The organism is Planococcus sp. 107-1 (genome assembly GCF_021513255.1).
In the GTDB taxonomy this organism is placed as follows: Bacteria; Bacillota; Bacilli; order Bacillales_A; family Planococcaceae; genus Planococcus.
Genome location: NZ_CP090977.1, coordinates 220,407 through 239,659 on the forward strand (window position 1 = coordinate 220,407; position 19,253 = coordinate 239,659).

At 45.2% G+C, this 19,253-nt stretch carries 15 protein-coding genes and 1 pseudogene; 14 read left to right on the forward strand and 2 right to left on the reverse strand.

The features are described 5' to 3' along the window. Window positions 1-19: 19 nt before the first annotated feature. Entirely contained in the window at window positions 20-604 is a 585-nt protein-coding gene (locus L0M13_RS01345) for a hypothetical protein (RefSeq protein WP_235197971.1), read from the reverse strand. Window positions 605-776: 172 nt separating this feature from the next. Between L0M13_RS01345 and L0M13_RS01350 the strand changes: the two are divergent. The 12 genes and pseudogenes from L0M13_RS01350 (at window position 777) to L0M13_RS01405 (ending at window position 12,234) form a co-directional block, all read left to right on the forward strand. Further along, window positions 777-2,338: pseudogene (locus L0M13_RS01350) on the forward strand (fatty acid--CoA ligase). Window positions 2,339-2,405: 67 nt separating this feature from the next. Further along, window positions 2,406-2,798: a hotdog fold thioesterase gene (locus L0M13_RS01355; RefSeq protein WP_235197972.1), complete on the forward strand. Its 393-nt coding sequence runs from the start codon at window positions 2,406-2,408 to the stop codon at window positions 2,796-2,798. Window positions 2,799-2,957: 159 nt separating this feature from the next. Then, the gene (locus tag L0M13_RS01360; protein WP_235197973.1) at window positions 2,958-3,101 is read left to right on the forward strand and encodes a hypothetical protein; all 144 of its coding nucleotides are present in this window, start codon (window positions 2,958-2,960) and stop codon (window positions 3,099-3,101) included. 120 nt (window positions 3,102-3,221) lie between these two features. Beyond that, window positions 3,222-4,184 carry a hypothetical protein gene (locus L0M13_RS01365; protein WP_235197974.1) on the forward strand — a complete coding sequence of 321 codons (963 nt, stop codon included), beginning with the start codon at window positions 3,222-3,224 and terminating at the stop codon, window positions 4,182-4,184. A 107-nt stretch (window positions 4,185-4,291) separates the two neighbouring features. Beyond that, window positions 4,292-5,956, forward strand: a complete 1,665-nt coding sequence (locus L0M13_RS01370; protein WP_235197975.1) for a formate--tetrahydrofolate ligase — start codon at window positions 4,292-4,294, stop codon at window positions 5,954-5,956. A 2-nt stretch (window positions 5,957-5,958) separates the two neighbouring features. After that, the gene (locus L0M13_RS01375; RefSeq protein ID WP_235197976.1) at window positions 5,959-6,180 is read left to right on the forward strand and encodes a hypothetical protein; all 222 of its coding nucleotides are present in this window, start codon (window positions 5,959-5,961) and stop codon (window positions 6,178-6,180) included. Window positions 6,181-6,344: 164 nt separating this feature from the next. Next, the gene (locus L0M13_RS01380) at window positions 6,345-6,851 is read left to right on the forward strand and encodes an RrF2 family transcriptional regulator (protein WP_235197977.1); all 507 of its coding nucleotides are present in this window, start codon (window positions 6,345-6,347) and stop codon (window positions 6,849-6,851) included. Then, complete coding sequence (locus L0M13_RS01385) at window positions 6,848-7,942, forward strand: YhgE/Pip domain-containing protein (protein WP_235197978.1); 1,095 nt, start codon at window positions 6,848-6,850, stop codon at window positions 7,940-7,942. The genes L0M13_RS01380 and L0M13_RS01385 overlap by 4 nt, the downstream gene beginning before the upstream one ends. Then, window positions 7,899-9,680, forward strand: coding sequence for a YhgE/Pip family protein (locus tag L0M13_RS01390; protein WP_235197979.1), 1,782 nt, complete (start codon window positions 7,899-7,901; stop codon window positions 9,678-9,680). Before L0M13_RS01385 ends, L0M13_RS01390 begins: the two co-directional genes overlap by 44 nt. Before the next feature lie 119 nt (window positions 9,681-9,799). Further along, window positions 9,800-10,297 (forward strand): TspO/MBR family protein, encoded by a 498-nt coding sequence (locus tag L0M13_RS01395; protein WP_235197980.1) that lies wholly within the window; start codon window positions 9,800-9,802, stop codon window positions 10,295-10,297. Window positions 10,298-10,428: 131 nt separating this feature from the next. Continuing rightward, on the forward strand, window positions 10,429-11,043 hold the full coding sequence (locus L0M13_RS01400; RefSeq protein WP_235197981.1) for a PH domain-containing protein: 615 nt from the start codon (window positions 10,429-10,431) through the stop codon (window positions 11,041-11,043). Window positions 11,044-11,259: 216 nt separating this feature from the next. Beyond that, the gene (locus tag L0M13_RS01405; RefSeq protein ID WP_235197982.1) at window positions 11,260-12,234 is read left to right on the forward strand and encodes a proline dehydrogenase family protein; all 975 of its coding nucleotides are present in this window, start codon (window positions 11,260-11,262) and stop codon (window positions 12,232-12,234) included. A 44-nt stretch (window positions 12,235-12,278) separates the two neighbouring features. Here L0M13_RS01405 and L0M13_RS01410 read toward each other — a convergent pair whose 3' ends face one another. Continuing rightward, on the reverse strand, window positions 12,279-13,535 hold the full coding sequence (locus tag L0M13_RS01410) for an MFS transporter (RefSeq protein WP_235197983.1): 1,257 nt from the start codon (window positions 13,533-13,535) through the stop codon (window positions 12,279-12,281). Between the two features lie 769 nt (window positions 13,536-14,304). On the opposite strand from L0M13_RS01410, the gene L0M13_RS01415 reads away from it, so the two are divergent. After that, complete coding sequence (locus tag L0M13_RS01415; RefSeq protein ID WP_397443532.1) at window positions 14,305-18,684, forward strand: S8 family serine peptidase; 4,380 nt, start codon at window positions 14,305-14,307, stop codon at window positions 18,682-18,684. A 107-nt stretch (window positions 18,685-18,791) separates the two neighbouring features. Further along, window positions 18,792-19,184, forward strand: coding sequence for an acyl-CoA thioesterase (locus L0M13_RS01420; RefSeq protein ID WP_235197984.1), 393 nt, complete (start codon window positions 18,792-18,794; stop codon window positions 19,182-19,184). Window positions 19,185-19,253: the final 69 nt, after the last annotated feature.

Here is a 19,253-nt window from a genome sequence, read left to right on the forward strand (position 1 = left end):
ATCACTCCTTTTTCTTTTATTACACTTTCGTGTTGATGTATTTATAGATGCTTTGGAAATCAGCGGGGATGTTCGCAGCATTCTTCATAACATCGGCATACCAGGTGTCCAATTGAGCCAGTTCATCGGTGCTTAGGCTTTTCTCGTTCGCCGCCTTATCGACAAAGCTATTGATGCCGTTCACCCGGTTTTGGAAATGCGGGATGTGCTGGCGAAAACGATCGGCGATTGTCGGATTGAACAGCATGCCGAGATGAATAATCCCGTTATTAATGTACTCTTCCGCATACAAAGCCGCTCCTGCTGCTGCTAATTGATCAGCGAGCTCAGGCTTTTCCGTTTTTTCCACGGTATGCGGCACTAATTTTTTTACAGTGGCAAGAATGGCCAGCAATTCTTGCTGCTGTTCTTTGGACAAGCCGTTTTTTGTGTCGAAGTGTTGGAAAACCTCGCTGGCTTTATCCAGCAATGATGGCAGGCTATCGATTTCAAGCGTTTCAGGTACAGTCCCGAGCATGCTTTTCACTTTTCCGTAGACGAATAAACGCTGAAGATACCCATAAAGCAAAACGATGCCGTTGTATTGAATTTCTAAGGGATTCATTTTTATAGCCTCCAATCTGTTTTATCTTTACCCATTATACCGATTCTTAAAAAGTTAAGACAAATCGCTTAAATTTTCTGAAAAGTTATTGCGTTGTTTCCATAAATCTGACATCATTATAGGTAGAAACAAAATGAATAGCTGTTCATAAAAAGGCGAAGGGGTTGGGGAAATGTATGCAACGCTCGGCAGAATTTTTGATCAGACAGTGAGTAAATTACCGGACAAAGAAGCGATTGTGGATTTGCGAAGAGGCTATCGATGGACGTACCTTCAGTGGGATGAAGAAGTAAACCGCTTAGCCCATGCCTTAACAGCAGCGGGTGTCGAAAAAGGGGATCGTGTTTCAACCTATCTTTTTAATAATATTGAACTGCCGACTGCCATGTTTGCTTGCGCCAAAATTGGTGCGATATTCAATCCGATTAATTTCCGTTTGAAGTCTGAAGAACTTGCTTACATTTTAACTGACGCCAGCCCTAAGATTGTTTTATTCGAAGAAGCCTTAAAAGAACCGGTAGCTGCCATCCAAGCGGATTTCCCGAATATCGGCTTCTGGTTCATCGATGCAGAAACGCCTGATTATGCGAAGAATTATAACGAAGTCACTCAGGCTTCTCCGTCGGAAAAACCGGTTGTGGAAGTTGAGGAAACGGACACTTACGCCATTATGTATACGAGCGGTACGACGGGACGGCCAAAAGGCGTGATCCACCGCCACCGCGACATGGCCGAACAGAGTTTGGTATGCATCGCATTATTGAAATATACACCGAAAGACATCGGTTTGGTCGCTGCGCCGATGTTCCATTGTGCGGAATTGCATTGCAACATCATTCCACGTGTCCAGTCAGGTGCATCCAGCATCATCATGCATCAATTCCATCCGGCCGTTGCATTGGACATCATTAAAAAAGAAGGCATCACCGTGATGTTTGCGGTGCCGACCATGTGGAGCATGATGGCGCAATTGGAAGGGGCGGCTTCTAAAGTCGACACATTGAGATGCGGATTATACGGCGCAGCTCCGATGGCGCCGGTCCTTGTCAAACAAGTAAAAGAAGTGCTCCGCATCGATTTGATCCAAGCTTATGGCCAAACTGAAATGGGGCCAGCCATTACGTTTCTTGCAGAAGATGAGCAGCTGACGAAAGCCGGTTCTGCCGGGCGGGCTGCCTACAACCATGAAATCCGGATTGTCCAGCCAAATGAAAACGGCCCATCAGAACCCGATGACATTTTAAAGCCTGGCGAAGTTGGAGAAATCATCGTTAAAGGCCCTTCCATGATGGTCGGGTATTTTAACCGGCCGGATGCAACAGAAAAAGCGCTGTATAAAGGCTGGTATCACTCAAGCGATCTTGGATTCATGGATGAAGACGGCTATTTGTATGTGGCTGACCGTGTCGATGATATGATTATCAGCGGCGGTGAAAATATCTATCCGCGGAAGTTGAAGATGTCCTCCATGGACACGAAGCGGTGATGGATGTAGCGGTTCTTGGCATGCCGGATGAAAAATGGGGAGAATCGGTGCTAGCATTCATCGTTTCAAAAGACCCTTCTTTAACAGCGGAAGCGTTAGAAGAATTTTGTATAAAAAATGAAAACTTGGCACGCTTTAAGCGTCCGAGACATTATCGTTTTGTGGACGAACTGCCGCGGAATGCCAGCGGGAAAATTCAAAAATTCCTTTTGCGCGAACAAAAAATAGAGAGCGGTTCCAATTCCTAGCGACAGCATGCAAGCTTTTGCGTTTCTAGGAAATGAGTTTGATTGAAGAGAAGGGAAGTTGTAGTTGATGAAGATGAAGCCAGTAGAACAGACCATTGCAGGAGTACTTGGCATTGAATTTACCGAAATGGAGGAGAATCGGGTAGTGGCCACAATGCCGGTCCACGCAGCTACGCATCAGCCTTTTGGCCAGCTGCATGGAGGCGCTTCTGTCGTGCTTGCCGAATCAGTAGCGAGTGTCGGCACTTGGAACCTGATCGACCAGGAAACTGAGTATGCGGTCGGTTTGGAGATCAATGCCAATCATATTAGAGGCAAGCAAGATGGTCTTGTAACAGCAATTGGTACACCGCTTCACAAGGGGCGGACGACCATGGTGTGGGACATTAAAATTGTCGATGAGCAAGACCGGCTTATTTGTGTTTCGCGCTGCACCGTTGCGATTGTGAAGAAAAAATAAAACGAAGCCCTATCTTCCTGGCCTACTAGGGGATAGGGCTTTGCTGTTAGAGAATGAGAATCGTGCTCGGGCATCGATTCTTTTATTTTTCATGATTATCCGTTTATCAATTTCTTATCAGGGAATAAGGGGTATAACATAAATTTAGGGAGGGATTGCATGGCTAGAGATAAGAATAAAGATGAGTTGCAAAACAAGCAATTGGAGCAGGAATTCAGAGAGCAGGCTCAAGAATCTCGCGATGACATGGATTTTCCGGAAGAACGCAGAAGCACTGCAGATTCGGATGATAAGGAAAAATGATGGTTGATTGAAACTCTCCCCGCATCCCGGACTTCCCGGTCTGCGGGTTTTTTGTTTAAAGGGCTTCTGTCTGCGTGATAAAATACATACATAAACAGATTGAGAAAGTGAGTGGAAAAGATGTTTAACTCCATAACAGAGTTGATGGAAGCGAAAGCTTATCAAGATAAACGAGCCATTTCCTGGAACCGCATTTGTGAAGAAGAGGCGTTGTCTGAAGAATTTATCCGTGCCAACAGCGGACAAGTCAACTGGTATTTGGTATCGGCTAAGCAAGTGCTTTCGGAAGCTTTTATCCGGGAGTTCAGCCATCGCTTGTACTGGCAGGAAGTTGCGGCAGCACAGGAACTTTCTGAGCAGTTCATCGAAGAGTTCAGCGAAGCAGGCAAGTGGCAAGCGGAGCAAGAAGGCTTATCGAATCGCCAATTGAAGACCTTGGAGAGAGAAGGAGAAGAGTTTAGCGAAAAACATTATTGGGCGCTTATTTCGATGAAGAGGAATGTCAATAATGGCAAAGGCTTGTCTCCGGCTTTTATCGAAAAGCACCAAGACCATTTATCATGGAAAGCGCTCTCGCTGTTTCAGGATTTGCCCATGTCATTGATTGACCGCCATCCGGAGAAGGTCGATTGGAACAGCATTACCCGCAGCCAAAAACTGTCTGAGCGTTTTATCGAGAAGTATCGGCATTTAGTGGAGTGGGAGACGATTTCTTTCCATCAAAATCTTTCCGAGCGATTTATCAACCGCCATCATTCAAAGATGAATTATATCTCTGCTGAAAAAGAGCGTTCGGAAGGGTTCCTCTATAACCATTTAGAAAAAATGGACGCGGCTTCCGTAGTCGCCCATCAAAATTTGCGCAATGTAAAGAAATACGAACCGTTCACCATTTACGTTATCGAAAAGAATGGCTTAAAAAAATACATTATCAAATTCCATGAAGAAGGTTATTCGGAATCCGGTGCGATTCGCATTGCTGAAGACGGGGAACTCTATGAACATTTAGAAGAGAACGGTTTAGATGCCGTGATTGAAGAGGATTTTCCGGAATTGATTTTAAGCGGATTTTTCAAGTTTTAACTGAACTCGCTAATTATGGGCAGCCGTCTCGTTTTTCTAAGAGGCGGCTTTTTCTTTTCTGCAGAGGGCGGGTTATAATAAAAGAAAAATTGAAAGTGGGGAAATGAATGACGAATACGGATTTGTCCATTGCTTCAAATGCCAAGATCTTGCCCATACAGGAAATCGCAGAGAGAGCCGGCATTCCAGCTGATGCGCTTGAGTTATACGGAAAATACAAAGCGAAAATAGACGTCCAAGCGTTGCCGAAAGCTGCAAGACTCGGAAAAGTGGTATTGGTGACGGCAATCAGTCCGACACCTGCAGGAGAAGGCAAGTCTACAGTTACTGTAGGGCTTGCAGATGCATTCAGCCAATTGAAGGAATCGGTCGTTGTGGCTCTTCGTGAACCATCTCTTGGCCCGGTCATGGGCGTAAAAGGCGGTGCCACAGGAGGCGGGTTTGCCCAAGTCTTGCCGATGGAAGATATCAACCTGCATTTCACAGGAGACATTCACGCCATCACTTCTGCTAATAATGCGCTTGCTGCTTTTATTGATAATCACCTGCACCAAGGCAATGAGCTGCAAATCGACCCAAGGAGAATCACATGGAAACGGGCTCTCGATATGAATGACCGGGCGCTCCGTCAAGTGACGATCGGACTTGGCGGACCTGCACAAGGAGTACCGCGCCAAGACGGGTTTGATATTACAGTAGCTTCGGAAATCATGGCAGTCCTGTGTTTGGCCACTTCTATAGAAGACTTGAAAGAGCGCCTTGCCCGAATGGTCATCGGCTACACTTACGGAAAAGAACCGATCACCGTACGGGACCTTGAAGTTGAAGGTGCCCTTGCGCTGCTTTTAAAAGAAGCTTTTAAACCGAACCTCGTACAGACAATCGAAGGGACGCCCGCAGTTATCCATGGCGGCCCATTTGCAAACATCGCTCATGGCTGCAATTCTTTAATGGCGACAAATACAGCAAGGCAGCTTGCCGATATTGTGGTGACGGAAGCCGGCTTTGGTGCGGATCTCGGCGCAGAAAAATTCATGCACATCAAATCGCGCAAAGGCGGATTCCATCCGGATGCCGTAGTGATTGTGGCGACCGTTCGGGCCTTGAAGATGCATGGCGGAATTGCTAAAGGTTTATTGGGTGAAGAAAATCCGGAAGCGGTAAGACGCGGCATGGTCAATTTGGCAAAGCATGTAGATACGATCCGTCAATTCGGTATTGAACCGGTTGTGGCGTTAAACCGCTTTGTTACAGACAGCGACGCTGAAATTGGCGAGATTATGGGATGGACAGCAGCTGCTGGCGTTCAAGTGGCTTTAACGAATGTATGGGAGCAAGGCGGAGCAGGCGGTTTAGAGCTGGCAAAGTTGGTCAAACAGGAATTGGACCGTCCGACAAACTTTACTCCATTATATGATGAAACCGACTCTGTGGAAGAAAAGCTTCAAACCATTGTGCAAAAAGTCTACGGCGGCGCAGCGATTCAATTGACGGACCAAGCTCAAAAACAACTGGCCGAATTAAAAAAATACGGTTGGGACGAGTTGCCGATCTGTATGGCAAAAACACAGTATTCCTTATCAGACCAGCCGAAATTGCTTGGCCGTCCTGAAGGATTCACTGTCACGATCCGGGAGATTATCCCGAAACTTGGTGCAGGCTTCTTGGTTTGTTTGACTGGCGACATTATGACGATGCCTGGATTGCCTAAACAACCGGCAGCATTGAAAATGGATGTCGGGGCTGACGGAAAAGCTGTTGGGTTGTTCTAAAGATGAAACATGAAATTTCACTCATTGATTATGTAGAACAAGGAAATTCGATTTATATTCAATTAACGGTTTTCGATGGGAATCTTCAGCAAAATTTTCAAAATGAAGTGCGTTTTTTAGGCGAGTTATTATATGGTGAACTTGTCCATCCGAAGGCTTCGCCGCTAACGGAAAGCTGCAGGCTTGAAGTGATTGCCTACTTAAAAAAATATTTTAATCGCTAAGATTTAGAATTCCCTTTGCTTCGACTGCCGTTGAAGCAAAGGGAATTTTTTATTGACGGAGGGCAATCTAAGTCTTGCAATCCGAATGAGAAAGTGGTTTAATACTTTATGGATATAATTTATCCATAATGGATAAAGAAAGTAGAAGTAAAGGGGCGTTAAGTATGCAGCTAACAAAAAAAGTGGAACAGGCGATTTGCATCATTGTGTTGCTCGCAACGCAAGAAAGCAGCGCGCCATTAGCTTCGGATGAAATCAGTAAACGACTGGGCGTATCGCCTTCCTATATGAAAAAAATCACGAGAAAGCTCGTTGTACAAGGAATTGCTGTGTCGGTTTCAGGAAATAACGGCGGCGTTTCTCTCGCCAAATCAGTGGATGACATCAGTATGCTGGATATCATTGAAGCAATGGAAGGGCCGATCCAGATGTATCCGGACACAGGTTTGATCAGTCTGGCTTTTCATGATGGAAAATACGCTAAACGCGGCCAAAATATTTTGCGGAATGTATTCGCACAAGGAGACAATCTGCTGATCGAGTATTTTTCGAAAGTGTCAGCAGGAGATTTATTGAAAGAAGGATTTGGAGTGGAAAATTTACCGACTTTGAACTGGAACCAGGAGTCTTTGAGCGATGTATTGCCATGGGAACAAGGTGATGACAAGTGAATACGTTAAAAATGGAATGGAAGAAGCTGCTCTCTAAACCTTTATTGATCGGTACGATGTTTGTATTGATGTTCATTCCGATCATTTACGGAGGATTTTTCCTTGGGGCTTCATGGGATCCTTACGGCAAAACAGATCGTTTGCCGGTAGCTGTCGTCAATCAGGACCAGCCGGCAGAATACGAAGGAACGCAGCTTGCAGTTGGCGATGAACTCGTAGATAACTTAAAAGATAACCAGGATCTTGAATGGCATTTTACGGATAAAAAAGAAGCGGAAAAAGGAATGGACGAAGGGAAATACTTCATGGTTTTGACGATTCCGGAAGATTTTTCATTTAATGCTTCGACGGTGATGGGGGTTCAGCCTAAACCGATGAATCTTCAATACGAAACCAATCCTGGACGCGGCTTTTTCATAGAAGCTGTGAGCAAACAAGCGACAGCCGATATTCGGGAACAAATTTCTGAAAGTGTCACAAAAGAATATGTAAAAGCGGTTTTTGACCAGATTCAGACAATTGGAGATGGTATGGACGAAGCAGCAGATGGGGCAGTGCAACTTACGGACGGCGCTGCAGAAATCCATAAAGGAAATGCAGCGCTCAGTGAAAAACTAGGGGAACTGGCAACGGGTACGTTAACTTTCAAACAAGGTGCTGAAAAACTGGAAGTGGGTGCTGGCCAGTTTGCAGCGGGAGCTGCGCAATTGGATGAAGGTGCCGGCCAGCTTCGAACTGGAGTATTTGCGTATACCGATGGAGTCGGCCAATTGCAAAGCGGCATCGCCGGTTTAGCTGACGGGACTTCCCAGCTTACAGCAGGCGGGGCAGAACTTGTCGAAGGGTCGGCGGCCTTAGCAGACGGCCTTGGAACCTTGCTTCCGGGTGCACAGCAATTGAATAGTGGATTGGCAGATGCTGAAAACGGCAGCGGCCAACTAAACGCAGGGCTTCAAGAACTGCAAACTAAAACGGCTGAACTGGCAGGGCCGGATTCAGGAATCCAGCAATTAGCAAATGGGCAGCGAGCGTTGAATGATGGCCTTGATGAATTGGCAGCGGGGAAGTTCTTCTTTAGAAGAAGGTCTTAAAGCCCTTCAACAAGGATTGCCGAGCCAAGACCAAGTCAATAGCCTTCAACAAGGGCTTGCGAGCATCCGGGAAAATGCAGCGAAATTAGCAGCGGTTGCTTCTGCAGGAGATGCCAATGGGGCAGCTTCGCTGCAAGCCAACTTGTCGGCAGCGAAGCAGGCATTGGATGAATTGCAGATATCCTCATCGAATGCAGCAGAAGCAGTGAAAAACACATCCACCTATAATGCATTGGCGCCGGAGCAGCAAAGTGAATTGATTGCTGCCATCGAACAAAGTGCTGCAACGCAGTCAGCCAATCAGCAAGCGTCTATCGACAAATTAGCTGGAAACTTGGCAGCGATCAATTCAGATTTGAACAATAGTATTTTACCGGCGTTCCAGTCGCTTGGATCATTGCCGGAACAAGCAGCTGGCTTGTCTGGTGCCATCGCTCAAGTGAACCCGGCTGCAAGCGAAGCTTTAGGCGGATATGAAACCATTCAGCAAGCGCTAAATGGCAAATTGATTCCAGGAGCTGGATCGCTCACAACAGGCATCAATGAAGTTGCCGCAGGAAGCGGACAATTGCTTTCAGGAGTCAATGAAGCGGCGAGCAGTTTACCGCAGCTGGCGGGAGCAGTGGATAGTTTGGCCAAAGGCAGCGAATCGTTGAATCAAGGGGTTTCCGCATTATCTGCCGGGTCTAACGGATTGGTGGAAGGTGCAGGAGCATTAAAAGAAGGTTCAGCGCAGCTTCAGCAAGGAACGGCTGCCTATACGGAAGGCGTCGCTAAAGTGGCAGATGGAACAAACGAACTAAAACAAGGGGCCGATGAACTTGCAGGAAATTCGGCTGCTCTTCAATCGGGAGCAGATGATTTAGCCTCTGGAATTTCTTCGCTGAACAACGGAGTGCCGACACTCATTAATGGGGTCAATGAACTGGCCGGCGGAGCAGGGGACATTGGCGACGGAGCGCAAGCATTGGAAAGCGGTGCAGGAGAATTGGGCGACGGAGCTGCCAAGCTGGAAACAGGTTCAACGGAACTTGCTGATCGTTTGGCGGAAGGAGCACAAGAAATCAACGGCACTGATTTGTCGGATGCCAACTACGAAATGATTGCGGCACCGGCATCAGCTACCGAGAGCAAAATAAGTGAAGTGCCTAACTACGGCCACGCAATGGCCCCGTATATTTTGTCATTAGGACTCTATGTAGGTGCTTTGTCTTTCAACTTAGTCTTTCCGATCAACGGACGTCCAAGCCAGCCTACTTCCGGAGCTGCTTGGTGGCTCAGTAAATTTTTGCTTGGTTTTGTCCAAGCAACTTCCGCAGCCTTGATTGTGGATGCCATCATGATTTTCGGCTTCCATTTGCAAGTGGATCACGTAGGCGAATTTATCGCCATTTCGATTATTACTTCATTGGCTTATATGTTCTTAATCATGTTCTTGAGCATTGCTCTTGGAAATCCGGGGCGTTTCGTGGCCATGATCATTCTTGTTCTTCAACTTGGAGCAAGCGGTGGCACGTTCCCAATCGAATTAACCAATTCGTTTTTCCAAAAAGCCCATGATTTTGTTCCAATGAGCTATGCGCTACTCGGTTTCCGGGAATCGATGTCATCCGCTTATGGCAGCGAAACGTTTATTTTAAGCGTATCCATTCTTGGTGGTTTCGTTCTGGCTTTCAATCTTCTGCTTTGGGCGGTTTTAAGTGTAAGAAACCATAAATTGGCGAAATTGGCTGCTTAAAATTAATCAAAATCATCTTCGTATCTGCTGTATAAGCGGATATGGGGATGGTTTTTTTGTTTATGAACTTTTCTTAAAGGAAAGAGTAGGGAAGAAAGGATTCAAAAGGAGGAGAAATAATGGAAGTTTTAAAAGCGGACGGTCAATTCAACGGCAAAAAACTAGCGTTTAACGTGCTGGTTCCGGTAGTTGGAGGATCGATAATCGGAGCTATTGCCAATCGCAATACGCAAGAGAAGTATAAACGTTTGAAAAAACCATCATTTTCACCGCCGCCATGGGTATTTCCGACAGTTTGGACCACATTGTATGCAGCTATGGGGCTAGCGAAGTATCGCGTGGATGAAAAATCAGACAATCAAGAAGAACGCAAAAACACTTTGGCCCCTTATGATCTTCAATTAGGGCTCAATTTCCTCTGGTCGTTCCTGTTTTTTAAATGGGGAATGCGCGGCACGGCTTTAATCGAAATGACAGCTTTACTTGGCGTTCTGACATTGACCACTTACGAATTTTTCGGCGTGGATAAACTGGCCGGATCTCTCATGATTCCATATATTGCTTGGGTAGCCTTTGCTTTGGGACTGAACTATTCAGTCTGGAATTTAAATAAATAATGGAGAGAGGTAGCCAGTCTGCTAAAGATTGGCTATCTGCTTTTTTAACTGACAAAATTTTGGTGTAGCAACGGATCTTATTTGATAGAATAAAGGGGAACGATATTCATCTTGAAAGGGGGAACTGGCGAATGTTCAAAAAAATGGCTTCAGAAGCTCTAGGTTTATCTGATATCGGCAAAATCATTGACCCACAAGACTACGATAAAACGGATGCAGACGATTATGTCATGCACGAAGACCAGGAAAAAATCTATTTCTTGATCAAGACGAAAGCGGACGAATATTGCTTTACTAACTTAGCGCTTATCCACGTGGATGGCGAAAGTGCAATGTCTTCAAAACGTACGTTGAAAAGATTCCCGTATTCACAAAACTCCATTTCGGATGTGGTAATGGAAACAGCCGGAAAAATCGATTTGGATATTGAAATTAAATTTAAATTAGGGCAGATCGCTTACAGCATCGATGTTCAAAAAGATCAAATCGAGCGTTTGAAAGATTTGTATAAATCCCTATTGCGCATTGCTGAAATTACGCATGAAAATGAAATCGTTACGGCGATGGCAAACGAAAGTTTGAACAAAGCGGTAACGGTGCTTCAAAATTCTCGTCCAAATGACGTGGCAATGGATGTCCAATACTCTAAACTGACAGACTTTGGATTCACGTGGATGACTTCTGTGCGAAATCAGTACCATATCAAGGATTTTGGCGACGTTTTCGAAAAATATATCAATAACTGATTCAAACTCCTCGGAAGCTTTCGGCTTCGGGGAGTTTTTTTGAAAAGTAAGCTCATAGAATTTTGAGATTTTTAGCAATCATCTTTAATTCCAGTTAAAATAATGGTGCGGGTTCAGAAAAAAAGGATTACAATATAAATGCTTGTATCTGAGGGGAAAAGCCATTTTTCATTTGGATAAACAGGCTTTTGTTGAATTGTATCAGGAGGGAAGAAAATGTTAAAAGATGTGTTTATCGGATTGTCGCAAAATCAATTTTTGACAGCTGCTGCAAAGAAATACGGCCTTAAATTAGGCGCTCAAACAGTGGTAGCCGGGACAAATATTGAAGAGACAATCGCAAGTATCCGTGAATTGAATGCTCAAGGAATCAGCTGTACAGTTGATAATCTTGGAGAATTCGTTTTTGAAAAAGAAGAAGCATTAAAAGCGAAGAACAGTATTTTGGAAGTCATTGAAAGCATTCATGCGAACGGGGTAGACGCACATATTTCTTTAAAGCCTACTCAGATCGGTTTAGATATCGACTATGATTTCTGCTACGAGAATTTGAAGGAAATCGTGGATGCGGCAAGTAAATACGATATGCATATTAATATCGACATGGAAGATTATGGACATGTCCAGCCTTCCTACGACTTAATCGATGAATTATTAAAAGAATACGATAACGTGGGAACCGTTATCCAATCTTATTTCTATAGAGCAGAAGATGACATAAAAGAACGGAAAGATCTTCGTCTGAGAATTGTTAAAGGCGCTTATAAAGAACCGGAAGAATACGCTTACCAGACGCGCGAAGAAATCGATGCGAATTTCATCGCTTTGATCGAATACCATCTATTGCATGGCAAGTTCACTTCGATCGCGACGCACGATCACCATATTATCAACCACGTCATCCAGTTTGTAGAAGAAAACGGCATTCCGTTGGAGAAATTCGAATTCCAGATGCTTTATGGCTTCCGGAAAGACATGCAATTGGATTTGGCGAATAAAGGCTATAATTTCTGTACGTATGTGCCTTTTGGCGATGACTGGTACGGCTATTTCATGCGCAGACTGGCTGAACGCCCGCAGAACTTGAATCTAGTCGCAAAACAAGTATTCACTAAGCGGACGAATACGGCAATTGGGCTTGCAGCTGGTGCATTCTTGCTCGGACGGCTCACTTCAAAAAAGAAAAAATAAAGTAAAAGGAGTCGCCCCAAATACCTTTTGGGACGACTCCTTTTTTATTCGTCTGCAAGTTTTCGTTTTCCAAAGATAAAGTAATAGTAGATGGATGAGACGATATAAAGTCCAGCGGTGATGGTGAACGCATAAGCGTAGCCCCAGTAGGAGCCGAAAGCGACAACAAGTCCGGCAGCAAGCGGGCCCATGGTGGCCCAGCCGACATTGAAAACCACTTGGTTTAGCGAGTTCGCCAAACCTTTGTATTTATCATGGACGACCTCCATAGCAATCGCGCTTTGAATCGGGTTGCCGGCATTCATCAAGGCTTGCCTCAAAAGAAAACCGATGGCAGCAAGAAACAGCGAAGTCGTATAAGCGGTCAAAATCAGAAACGGGATGGACAGTACTTGGAAGATGATCAAAGCTTTCACTTTGCCGACTTTCCGGACGAGCATAGGGCCGATCAACATCGCTACAGCCGTCATCGCAGAGCCTAACGATAAAATAAGGCCGATATACGTATTCGAAGCATCAAATCGATTGGAAAAGTAGAGGTTCAAGTAGGGGACGACAAGTCCCGAGCCGAGTCCGATCAATAGGCTGGCAAACGAAAAATGAAAAATGACAATCAAATTCTTTTTAAGGTTGATGTCGTTTGCAGGTACAAGCGGATCATGGCTAACTTTTTCTTCAATTTCAGTGGACCGGCTTTTTAAAGAAAGCAAAGGAATCAAGCCGCAGCTGTAAATGAAAGCCCCTGCAAGCAATGACCAGCGGATGGCATATACCGCTTCCATATCCAGGATGGTTTGAAATACATCTGAAATTACGCCGCCAAGCAGACTGCCGACGACATTTGCTACAGTCATCAAAGCAAAATAGATGCTGAACATCTGTACACGCTCCGAAGGTTTGGAATTCTCCGCTAGAAAAGGGACGCCTGAAACTTGTACAAAGGCCATGAAAAGCCCAGTGAGAAAAGCAGCTGTGACAAGGGGAGTTTCTGTAATCGTAAAGCTGCGATAAAAAAGGGTCATAGCCCCAAAAACGGCACCGGCAATGATGATCCATTTCCTTCCGAACCGGTCGCTCAAGAAGCCAGCCGGAATCAGCATAAGAGCTGAGGCTGTTGCAGTCATGGAAATTACTTTGCCATTGACGGTTTCGGGCATGCCGAGTTCTTTAATATAGAGGTTATACATCACCATAAAAACGCCTAACCCGATTTGGATTAAAACATTTGCCAGCATAAAGAATTTAATATTGCGGTTATAGGAGGAGAAATTCAACTTCCAATTGTCGATCCAAGCCTTCATAGCCGTCCACTCATTTCGTCTTTTTAATATTTCGCCTCTCTAAATATAAAGTTTTCAAAGTTCGAAAGCAAACAGTAAATTTTGAATCTACCGCTTTTATAATCAATAAGTCCTTTCTGGTCGAATAGGTACTAAAACTCATAGTCATGATAACGATAGAAGAGGAGACCCAAACACTTAAAATAAGTCCGGAGAAAAGCACGGCTGGTTATAACGGAGAAAAGAAAATAAGAAACTGCAAATTTTAAGGAAATGAAAATTATAGAGCTATTTATTTACAGCAAAGTTACAAAAATGACAAACAGGTTAAAATAGGCAGAATGTACGTGTGATTACTAAGAATTATATTATTTATTTGAGATTCATAAAAAAGTGAAAGTCTGGAATAATTTTCAAGTGGGTGCATCGGTTCATTTTAGAAAATTAGGGGGATTAGAAAGTGGGGGGAATAAGATCGATAATTGCTTTGAATCCTTTATTCTAGATGGAATAAGACTAATTTCTATATTTCCAAATCACTATTTTGGTTCTTTAGGCATGCATTGAGCTATTAGGTATAGTTTATCAATTCAAAAAATTCAATAATATTACATATTTTTTTCTTGTATAGTGTTAACAACAACTTAGACAAGAGAAATGACACCAAGACGCTGGGCACCAAAAATATTGGGGGAAGGGGGACAGGTGTATTTTTTTGTCTTCTTATATCGGCTAAGGGACAAAAGGCAAGTAAGAGGAAAAAGATGTTGTGAATTTGGAGGGAGGAACAATATTGAGTAAGAAAAAAGGTCCTATTAAAGCTTTTAGTTTAGCAGCTTCCTTACTTATGGCGTTTTCACTTGTGGCACCAGGTGCTGCAAGCGCGGAAACGGCAAGCAAATTGCACCAATCGGTAAATGATTCCAATATAATTGCCAAAGAAAAGTTGAGCAGCAGGCTATTGACTAATTTCAAAGGCGAAGAAAAAGTTACGTTTCTGATTAAATTTAAAGAAAAGGCAGAAACAGAAGAAGTAGCTGACTCGATTAAAAAAAGTGCAGAAAAAGCCGCTTTATCTTCTGCCAAATCAAAGCTCGCCCAGCGCTCTGCAGTAGTTTCTGAGTTGAAAGCGACGGCCCTTGAAGAGCAGCAGAATGTCAAAGAGTATCTTGAAAAAGAAGTGGCAAAAGGAAATGCGGAAGACCTCAATTCGTATTATATAGTCAACGGCATGGCAGTAACAGCGACCAAGGAAGTAGCTGAAAAAGTAGCGGCTTTTGCTGAAGTCGAAAAAGTATTGCCGAATGAAACGCGCCAATTGTTTACAACAAAAACACCGAATGCCGAAACGCCTAAATCAACTGTTGCGAATGTTGAGTGGAGTGTCGAGCGTGTGAAAGCTCCAGAAACTTGGGATCTTGGGATCGACGGCGCCGGAACGGTTGTTGCGAGCATTGATACAGGTGTCCAGTGGGACCATCCGGCATTAAAAGAAAAGTATCGTGGATACAATGCGGCAACGGGTGAAGCCAACCATGACTTTAACTGGTTTGATGCAACGGCTGGCCAATCAGCCCCTTATGACGACCAAGGGCACGGCACGCATGTAACTGGAACAATGGTCGGAAGCGAACCCGATGGCTCTAACCAAATCGGTGTCGCCCCGGGTGCTAAATGGATTGCGGTCCGGGCATTTACAGCTTCTGGAGGCACAGATGCTGATTTGTTGGAAGCAGCTGAATGGATTTTAGCTCCGACCGATTCAGAAGGCAATACCCGTGTGGACCTAGCACCGGATGTTGTGAATAACTCATGGGGAGGCGGGCCTGGTTTGGATGAATGGTACCGCGATGTCGTCGTCAACTGGCGCGCAGCTGAAATCTTCCCGGAATTCTCTGCAGGAAATACGACATTGTTTAACCCGGGCGGCCCAGCATCTGTTGCAGCTCCAGCCAATTACCCGGAATCATTTGCGACAGGCGCAACAGATATTAACAATAAAGTAGCTGATTTTTCATTAAGAGGACCATCTCCATATGATGAAATCAAACCAGACGTTTCTGCACCGGGCGTCAATATTCGTTCTTCTGTTCCGGGCAGTGGTTATGAAGGCGGTTGGAATGGCACATCGATGGCTGGGCCGGCAGTGGCAGCGACTGCAGCATTGCTTCGCCAAGTGGACGCAGGTCTCACTGTGGATGAAATGGAGCAGATTCTTCTCGATACTGCGACACCACTGACGGACAGCACCTATCCTGAATCGCCGAATCACGGTTACGGCTACGGACTGGTCGATGCCTATGAAGCAGTCAGTTCCATCTTGGACGGCATCGGCAAATTGGAAGGGCAAGTTTCGAAGCAAGGCGATGATGTGGAAGCTCCGACTTTCGAGCACACAGCACCAGCAGAAACTTATGAAGGAATGGAGTTGCCGTTAACGGTTTCGGTACAAGACAATATCAGCATTTCTTCTGTGAAGTTGAATTACTTGGATGAAAACGGTGACTGGCAACAACTTGATGCCGCCCGCGCATCCGGAGATTTCAAATCCGGTTCATTTAAAGCGGTGGTTCCGGGAACAGCGGTTTCAGGTGAATCGTTCATTTACAAATGGACCATCAATGATTTTGGCAATAATGAAGTTTCTTCTGAAGAATACACGGTCGAAGTAAAACCAGGAATCACGATCGGGTACTTTGAAGATTTTGAAGATGCAGCAGCAGGCTGGACTTCATTTGGTGAAATGAATAGCTGGGAACAGGGAGTTCCGACTTCAGGTCCTGGAAATGCAGCATCAGGCGAGAATGTCTATGCGACTAATTTGGATGGGGCTTATGATTCCAATATGAACGCAACACTTGTACTGCCGCCGGTAGATTTGCCGGAAGGCCAAGCGTATTTGCAGTTCAAGCATTGGCACAGTTTCGAACAATCAGCGTCTGGGACTGCTTGGGATTATGGCCATGTATTCGTTTCTTCCGATCAGCGAGAATGGACGCAATTGCAGACCTTCCAAGGCGAGACTGGAGAATGGGCGGATGCAGAAGTCGATCTGCGCGACTATAGCGGACAGCGCATTTATCTGGCATTCAATACCTATTCAGATGGCAGTGTCGTCAAAGACGGCTGGTATATCGATGACGTGGCATTAGCTGATGTTTCAGAAACTGGAAAAGTTTCGAAAGGGAAAAATGCAAAAGGACATTCAGCGAATAAAGGAAATGGCAAAGCAAATGCAAAAGGTGCAGTGAATAGAGGAATCGGATTGGGTCTTGTGAAAGACAAGGATAAAGAATCCGTGAAGAACCCGATTGATCCAGCGAAGATCCATCCAATCATTCCGGCTAAAGAAGAATTGCCGTCGGTAGAAGTTCCAGCCAATCCGACTTTATTGCCGCTTGGTGCACAAGTGAGAGTATTGGAATCCGGGCGCTCGGTTTACTCGAACCCTGCGGATGGAACATATACCTTAACGCATACACCGGGTGATTATACTGTAAAAGCGGAAGCATACGGTTATCAATCGGAAGAGAAAGCGGTAACGATTGAAGCGGATGCAACAACGCAAGCAAACTTTACGCTGGAAGAAGTTTCGCAAAATACAGTAAGCGGGACGATCACCGATGAAGCGACAGGTGAAGGAATTGAAGGGGCGACGGTTCTTCTGGTGGAAGACGCCAATATCTCCCCTGTCGAAACTGCGGAAGATGGCAGTTATTCATTGAGCGCGTATGAAGGTGAATATACGTTGAAAGTGGTGGCAAGAGGCTATTACAGCAAAGAAGTTCCTGTAACAATCGGTGCTGAGGCAGTGGAAGTCAGCTTGGCACTTGAGCCATTCTATACGTATCCGGGCGGAGAAATCGGCTACGATGACGGCAGCGCAGAAAACGCACGTGCGTATAACGCAGCAGGAAACGCATGGGCTGTGAAAATGTCGCTTCCTGAAGGCAAGGAATCCGGTATTGTCACGGACGGCGTATTCCGCTTCTGGGATACGGAATGGCCGAGCCCGGGCGGTACAGAATTTGCTGTAGAAGTATGGGATGCTTCGGGTGCAGAGGGCACACCAGGCAAAATGCTGGCAGGTCCGATTGATGGAGAAGCTTTGCGCAACGGGGAGTGGACAGTTGTCGACTTGGCGGAATACAATATCGTGGTTGAAGGCGACTTCTATATGGTTTATCGCCAGACAGTTGCGAACCCGAACTCTCCTGGGCTTGCGACAGATGAAACTGGTGAAAATGCGAAGAGAAGTTATCAGCATGTCTCTGGAGCTTGGTCACCGGTTCCGGCAGAAGAAGGGAATTATATGATCCGGGCACGCGTCAGCTATGAAGTGAACGCACCGGTCATCACATCCCCTAAAGATGGGCAGGTTACAAATGAAGCGAACGCAGTAGTGGAAGGAAAAGCTTCTCCTACGACGATTATTGAATTGGAGAATAATGGCGAAGAAGCCGGAACAGTGGAAACAGCCGCTGACGGAACATTCGAATTGCCAATTGAATTGGAAGAAGGCAGCAATGAACTGGTCGCTGTTTCAACGCTCGATGGGCAGGAAACAGGTGAATCTTCTCCTGTAACCGTTGTGTTGGATACGGAAGCGCCGGATCTTACGATTACTAATCCAGTGGATGGTGAAAAAACAAATCGTGAAACGGTGACTGTAGAAGGAACGATTGCTGATGAGCACTTGGAAGCAGTAACAGTCAACGGACAAGCGGCAGCTATTGTAGACGGCAAATTCTCCAAACGCATTTTGCTGGATAACGGCACTAATGTAATTGAAGTAAAAGCGGTCGATGCTGCAGGCAATGAAGTTTCAGAAACTGTGACAGTTACCGCTCAATTTACCGCTCCTGCCATTGAAAACTTGACGCCTTCAGAAGACGTTCACTTGACCACGGGCAGAAGCGTGAAAATCGAATTTGATTCAGCGCCAGGCTTAAAAGCCAGCTTCACGATTCATATGCCATTGACCAATGTGTCAAATGCAACTGAATTGCCGATGATGGAGCAAGGCGATGGGCATTATGTGGGTTATTGGACTGTTCCTTATGGCACCACTGCCAATGGAGCAATGATTGAAGCGAAAGTGGTCGACAGCTTTAAGAACGAAACACGAAAAGCGGCTGCCGGCAAATTGTACATCAACATCGAAGACTAAAATGAGAACCGGAAGGGGTGGTTGGCCCCTTCCGGTTTTTGTATGGCAAAACCTTTCAAGGTGATAAGATGAAAAGAGAATTTATTCGCGGAGGGGGATTAAAGTTAATGTATCAAACCACATTATCGCCACGAGTTTCCGAAACCGATGGCGTCGGCCACATCAATAATACGACTTTGCCTGTCTGGTTCGAAGCAGCCAGGAATCCGTTATTCAGCCTGTTTACACCAGACCACGATTTTGCCAAGTGGAAAATGGTGATCGTCAAAACAACCTTGGAATTCGTTAAACAGGTTTATTTTGGCACAGATGTGGAAGTGCGTGTCTGGGTGAAGAAAATCGGCAATTCCAGTTTAGAGCTGTACGAAGAGCTTTATCAGGACGGCAAAGTTTGCGCAAAAAACAGCGTAACCTATGTAAACTACAATCTTGCTGAGCAGAAATCCGAAAAAATTCCGGAAGAAATCCGCGCTGAACTCGAAAAACATTTATATGTTTAGCCAACTCCGTGAGGCCCCGGAAGCAGCCGTAAGAGTTTCGATCCAGTGAATTATTCGAATTCTCTTTTA

Bases quoted from the DNA above. Each gene is read 5' to 3' on its own strand.
- L0M13_RS01370 (WP_235197975.1), top strand. From the start codon at position 4,292: ATGACGAATACGGATTTGTCCATTGCTTCAAATGCCAAGATCTTGCCC.
- L0M13_RS01400 (WP_235197981.1), top strand. From the start codon at position 10,429: ATGTTCAAAAAAATGGCTTCAGAAGCTCTAGGTTTATCTGATATCGGC.
- L0M13_RS01410 (WP_235197983.1), bottom strand. From the start codon at position 13,535: ATGAAGGCTTGGATCGACAATTGGAAGTTGAATTTCTCCTCCTATAAC.
- L0M13_RS01345 (WP_235197971.1), bottom strand. From the start codon at position 604: ATGAATCCCTTAGAAATTCAATACAACGGCATCGTTTTGCTTTATGGG.
- L0M13_RS01405 (WP_235197982.1), top strand. From the start codon at position 11,260: ATGTTAAAAGATGTGTTTATCGGATTGTCGCAAAATCAATTTTTGACA.
- L0M13_RS01375 (WP_235197976.1), top strand. From the start codon at position 5,959: ATGAAACATGAAATTTCACTCATTGATTATGTAGAACAAGGAAATTCG.
- L0M13_RS01380 (WP_235197977.1), top strand. From the start codon at position 6,345: ATGCAGCTAACAAAAAAAGTGGAACAGGCGATTTGCATCATTGTGTTG.
- L0M13_RS01420 (WP_235197984.1), top strand. From the start codon at position 18,792: ATGTATCAAACCACATTATCGCCACGAGTTTCCGAAACCGATGGCGTC.
- L0M13_RS01355 (WP_235197972.1), top strand. From the start codon at position 2,406: ATGAAGATGAAGCCAGTAGAACAGACCATTGCAGGAGTACTTGGCATT.
- L0M13_RS01390 (WP_235197979.1), top strand. From the start codon at position 7,899: ATGAATTGGCAGCGGGGAAGTTCTTCTTTAGAAGAAGGTCTTAAAGCC.
- L0M13_RS01360 (WP_235197973.1), top strand. From the start codon at position 2,958: ATGGCTAGAGATAAGAATAAAGATGAGTTGCAAAACAAGCAATTGGAG.
- L0M13_RS01395 (WP_235197980.1), top strand. From the start codon at position 9,800: ATGGAAGTTTTAAAAGCGGACGGTCAATTCAACGGCAAAAAACTAGCG.
- L0M13_RS01365 (WP_235197974.1), top strand. From the start codon at position 3,222: ATGTTTAACTCCATAACAGAGTTGATGGAAGCGAAAGCTTATCAAGAT.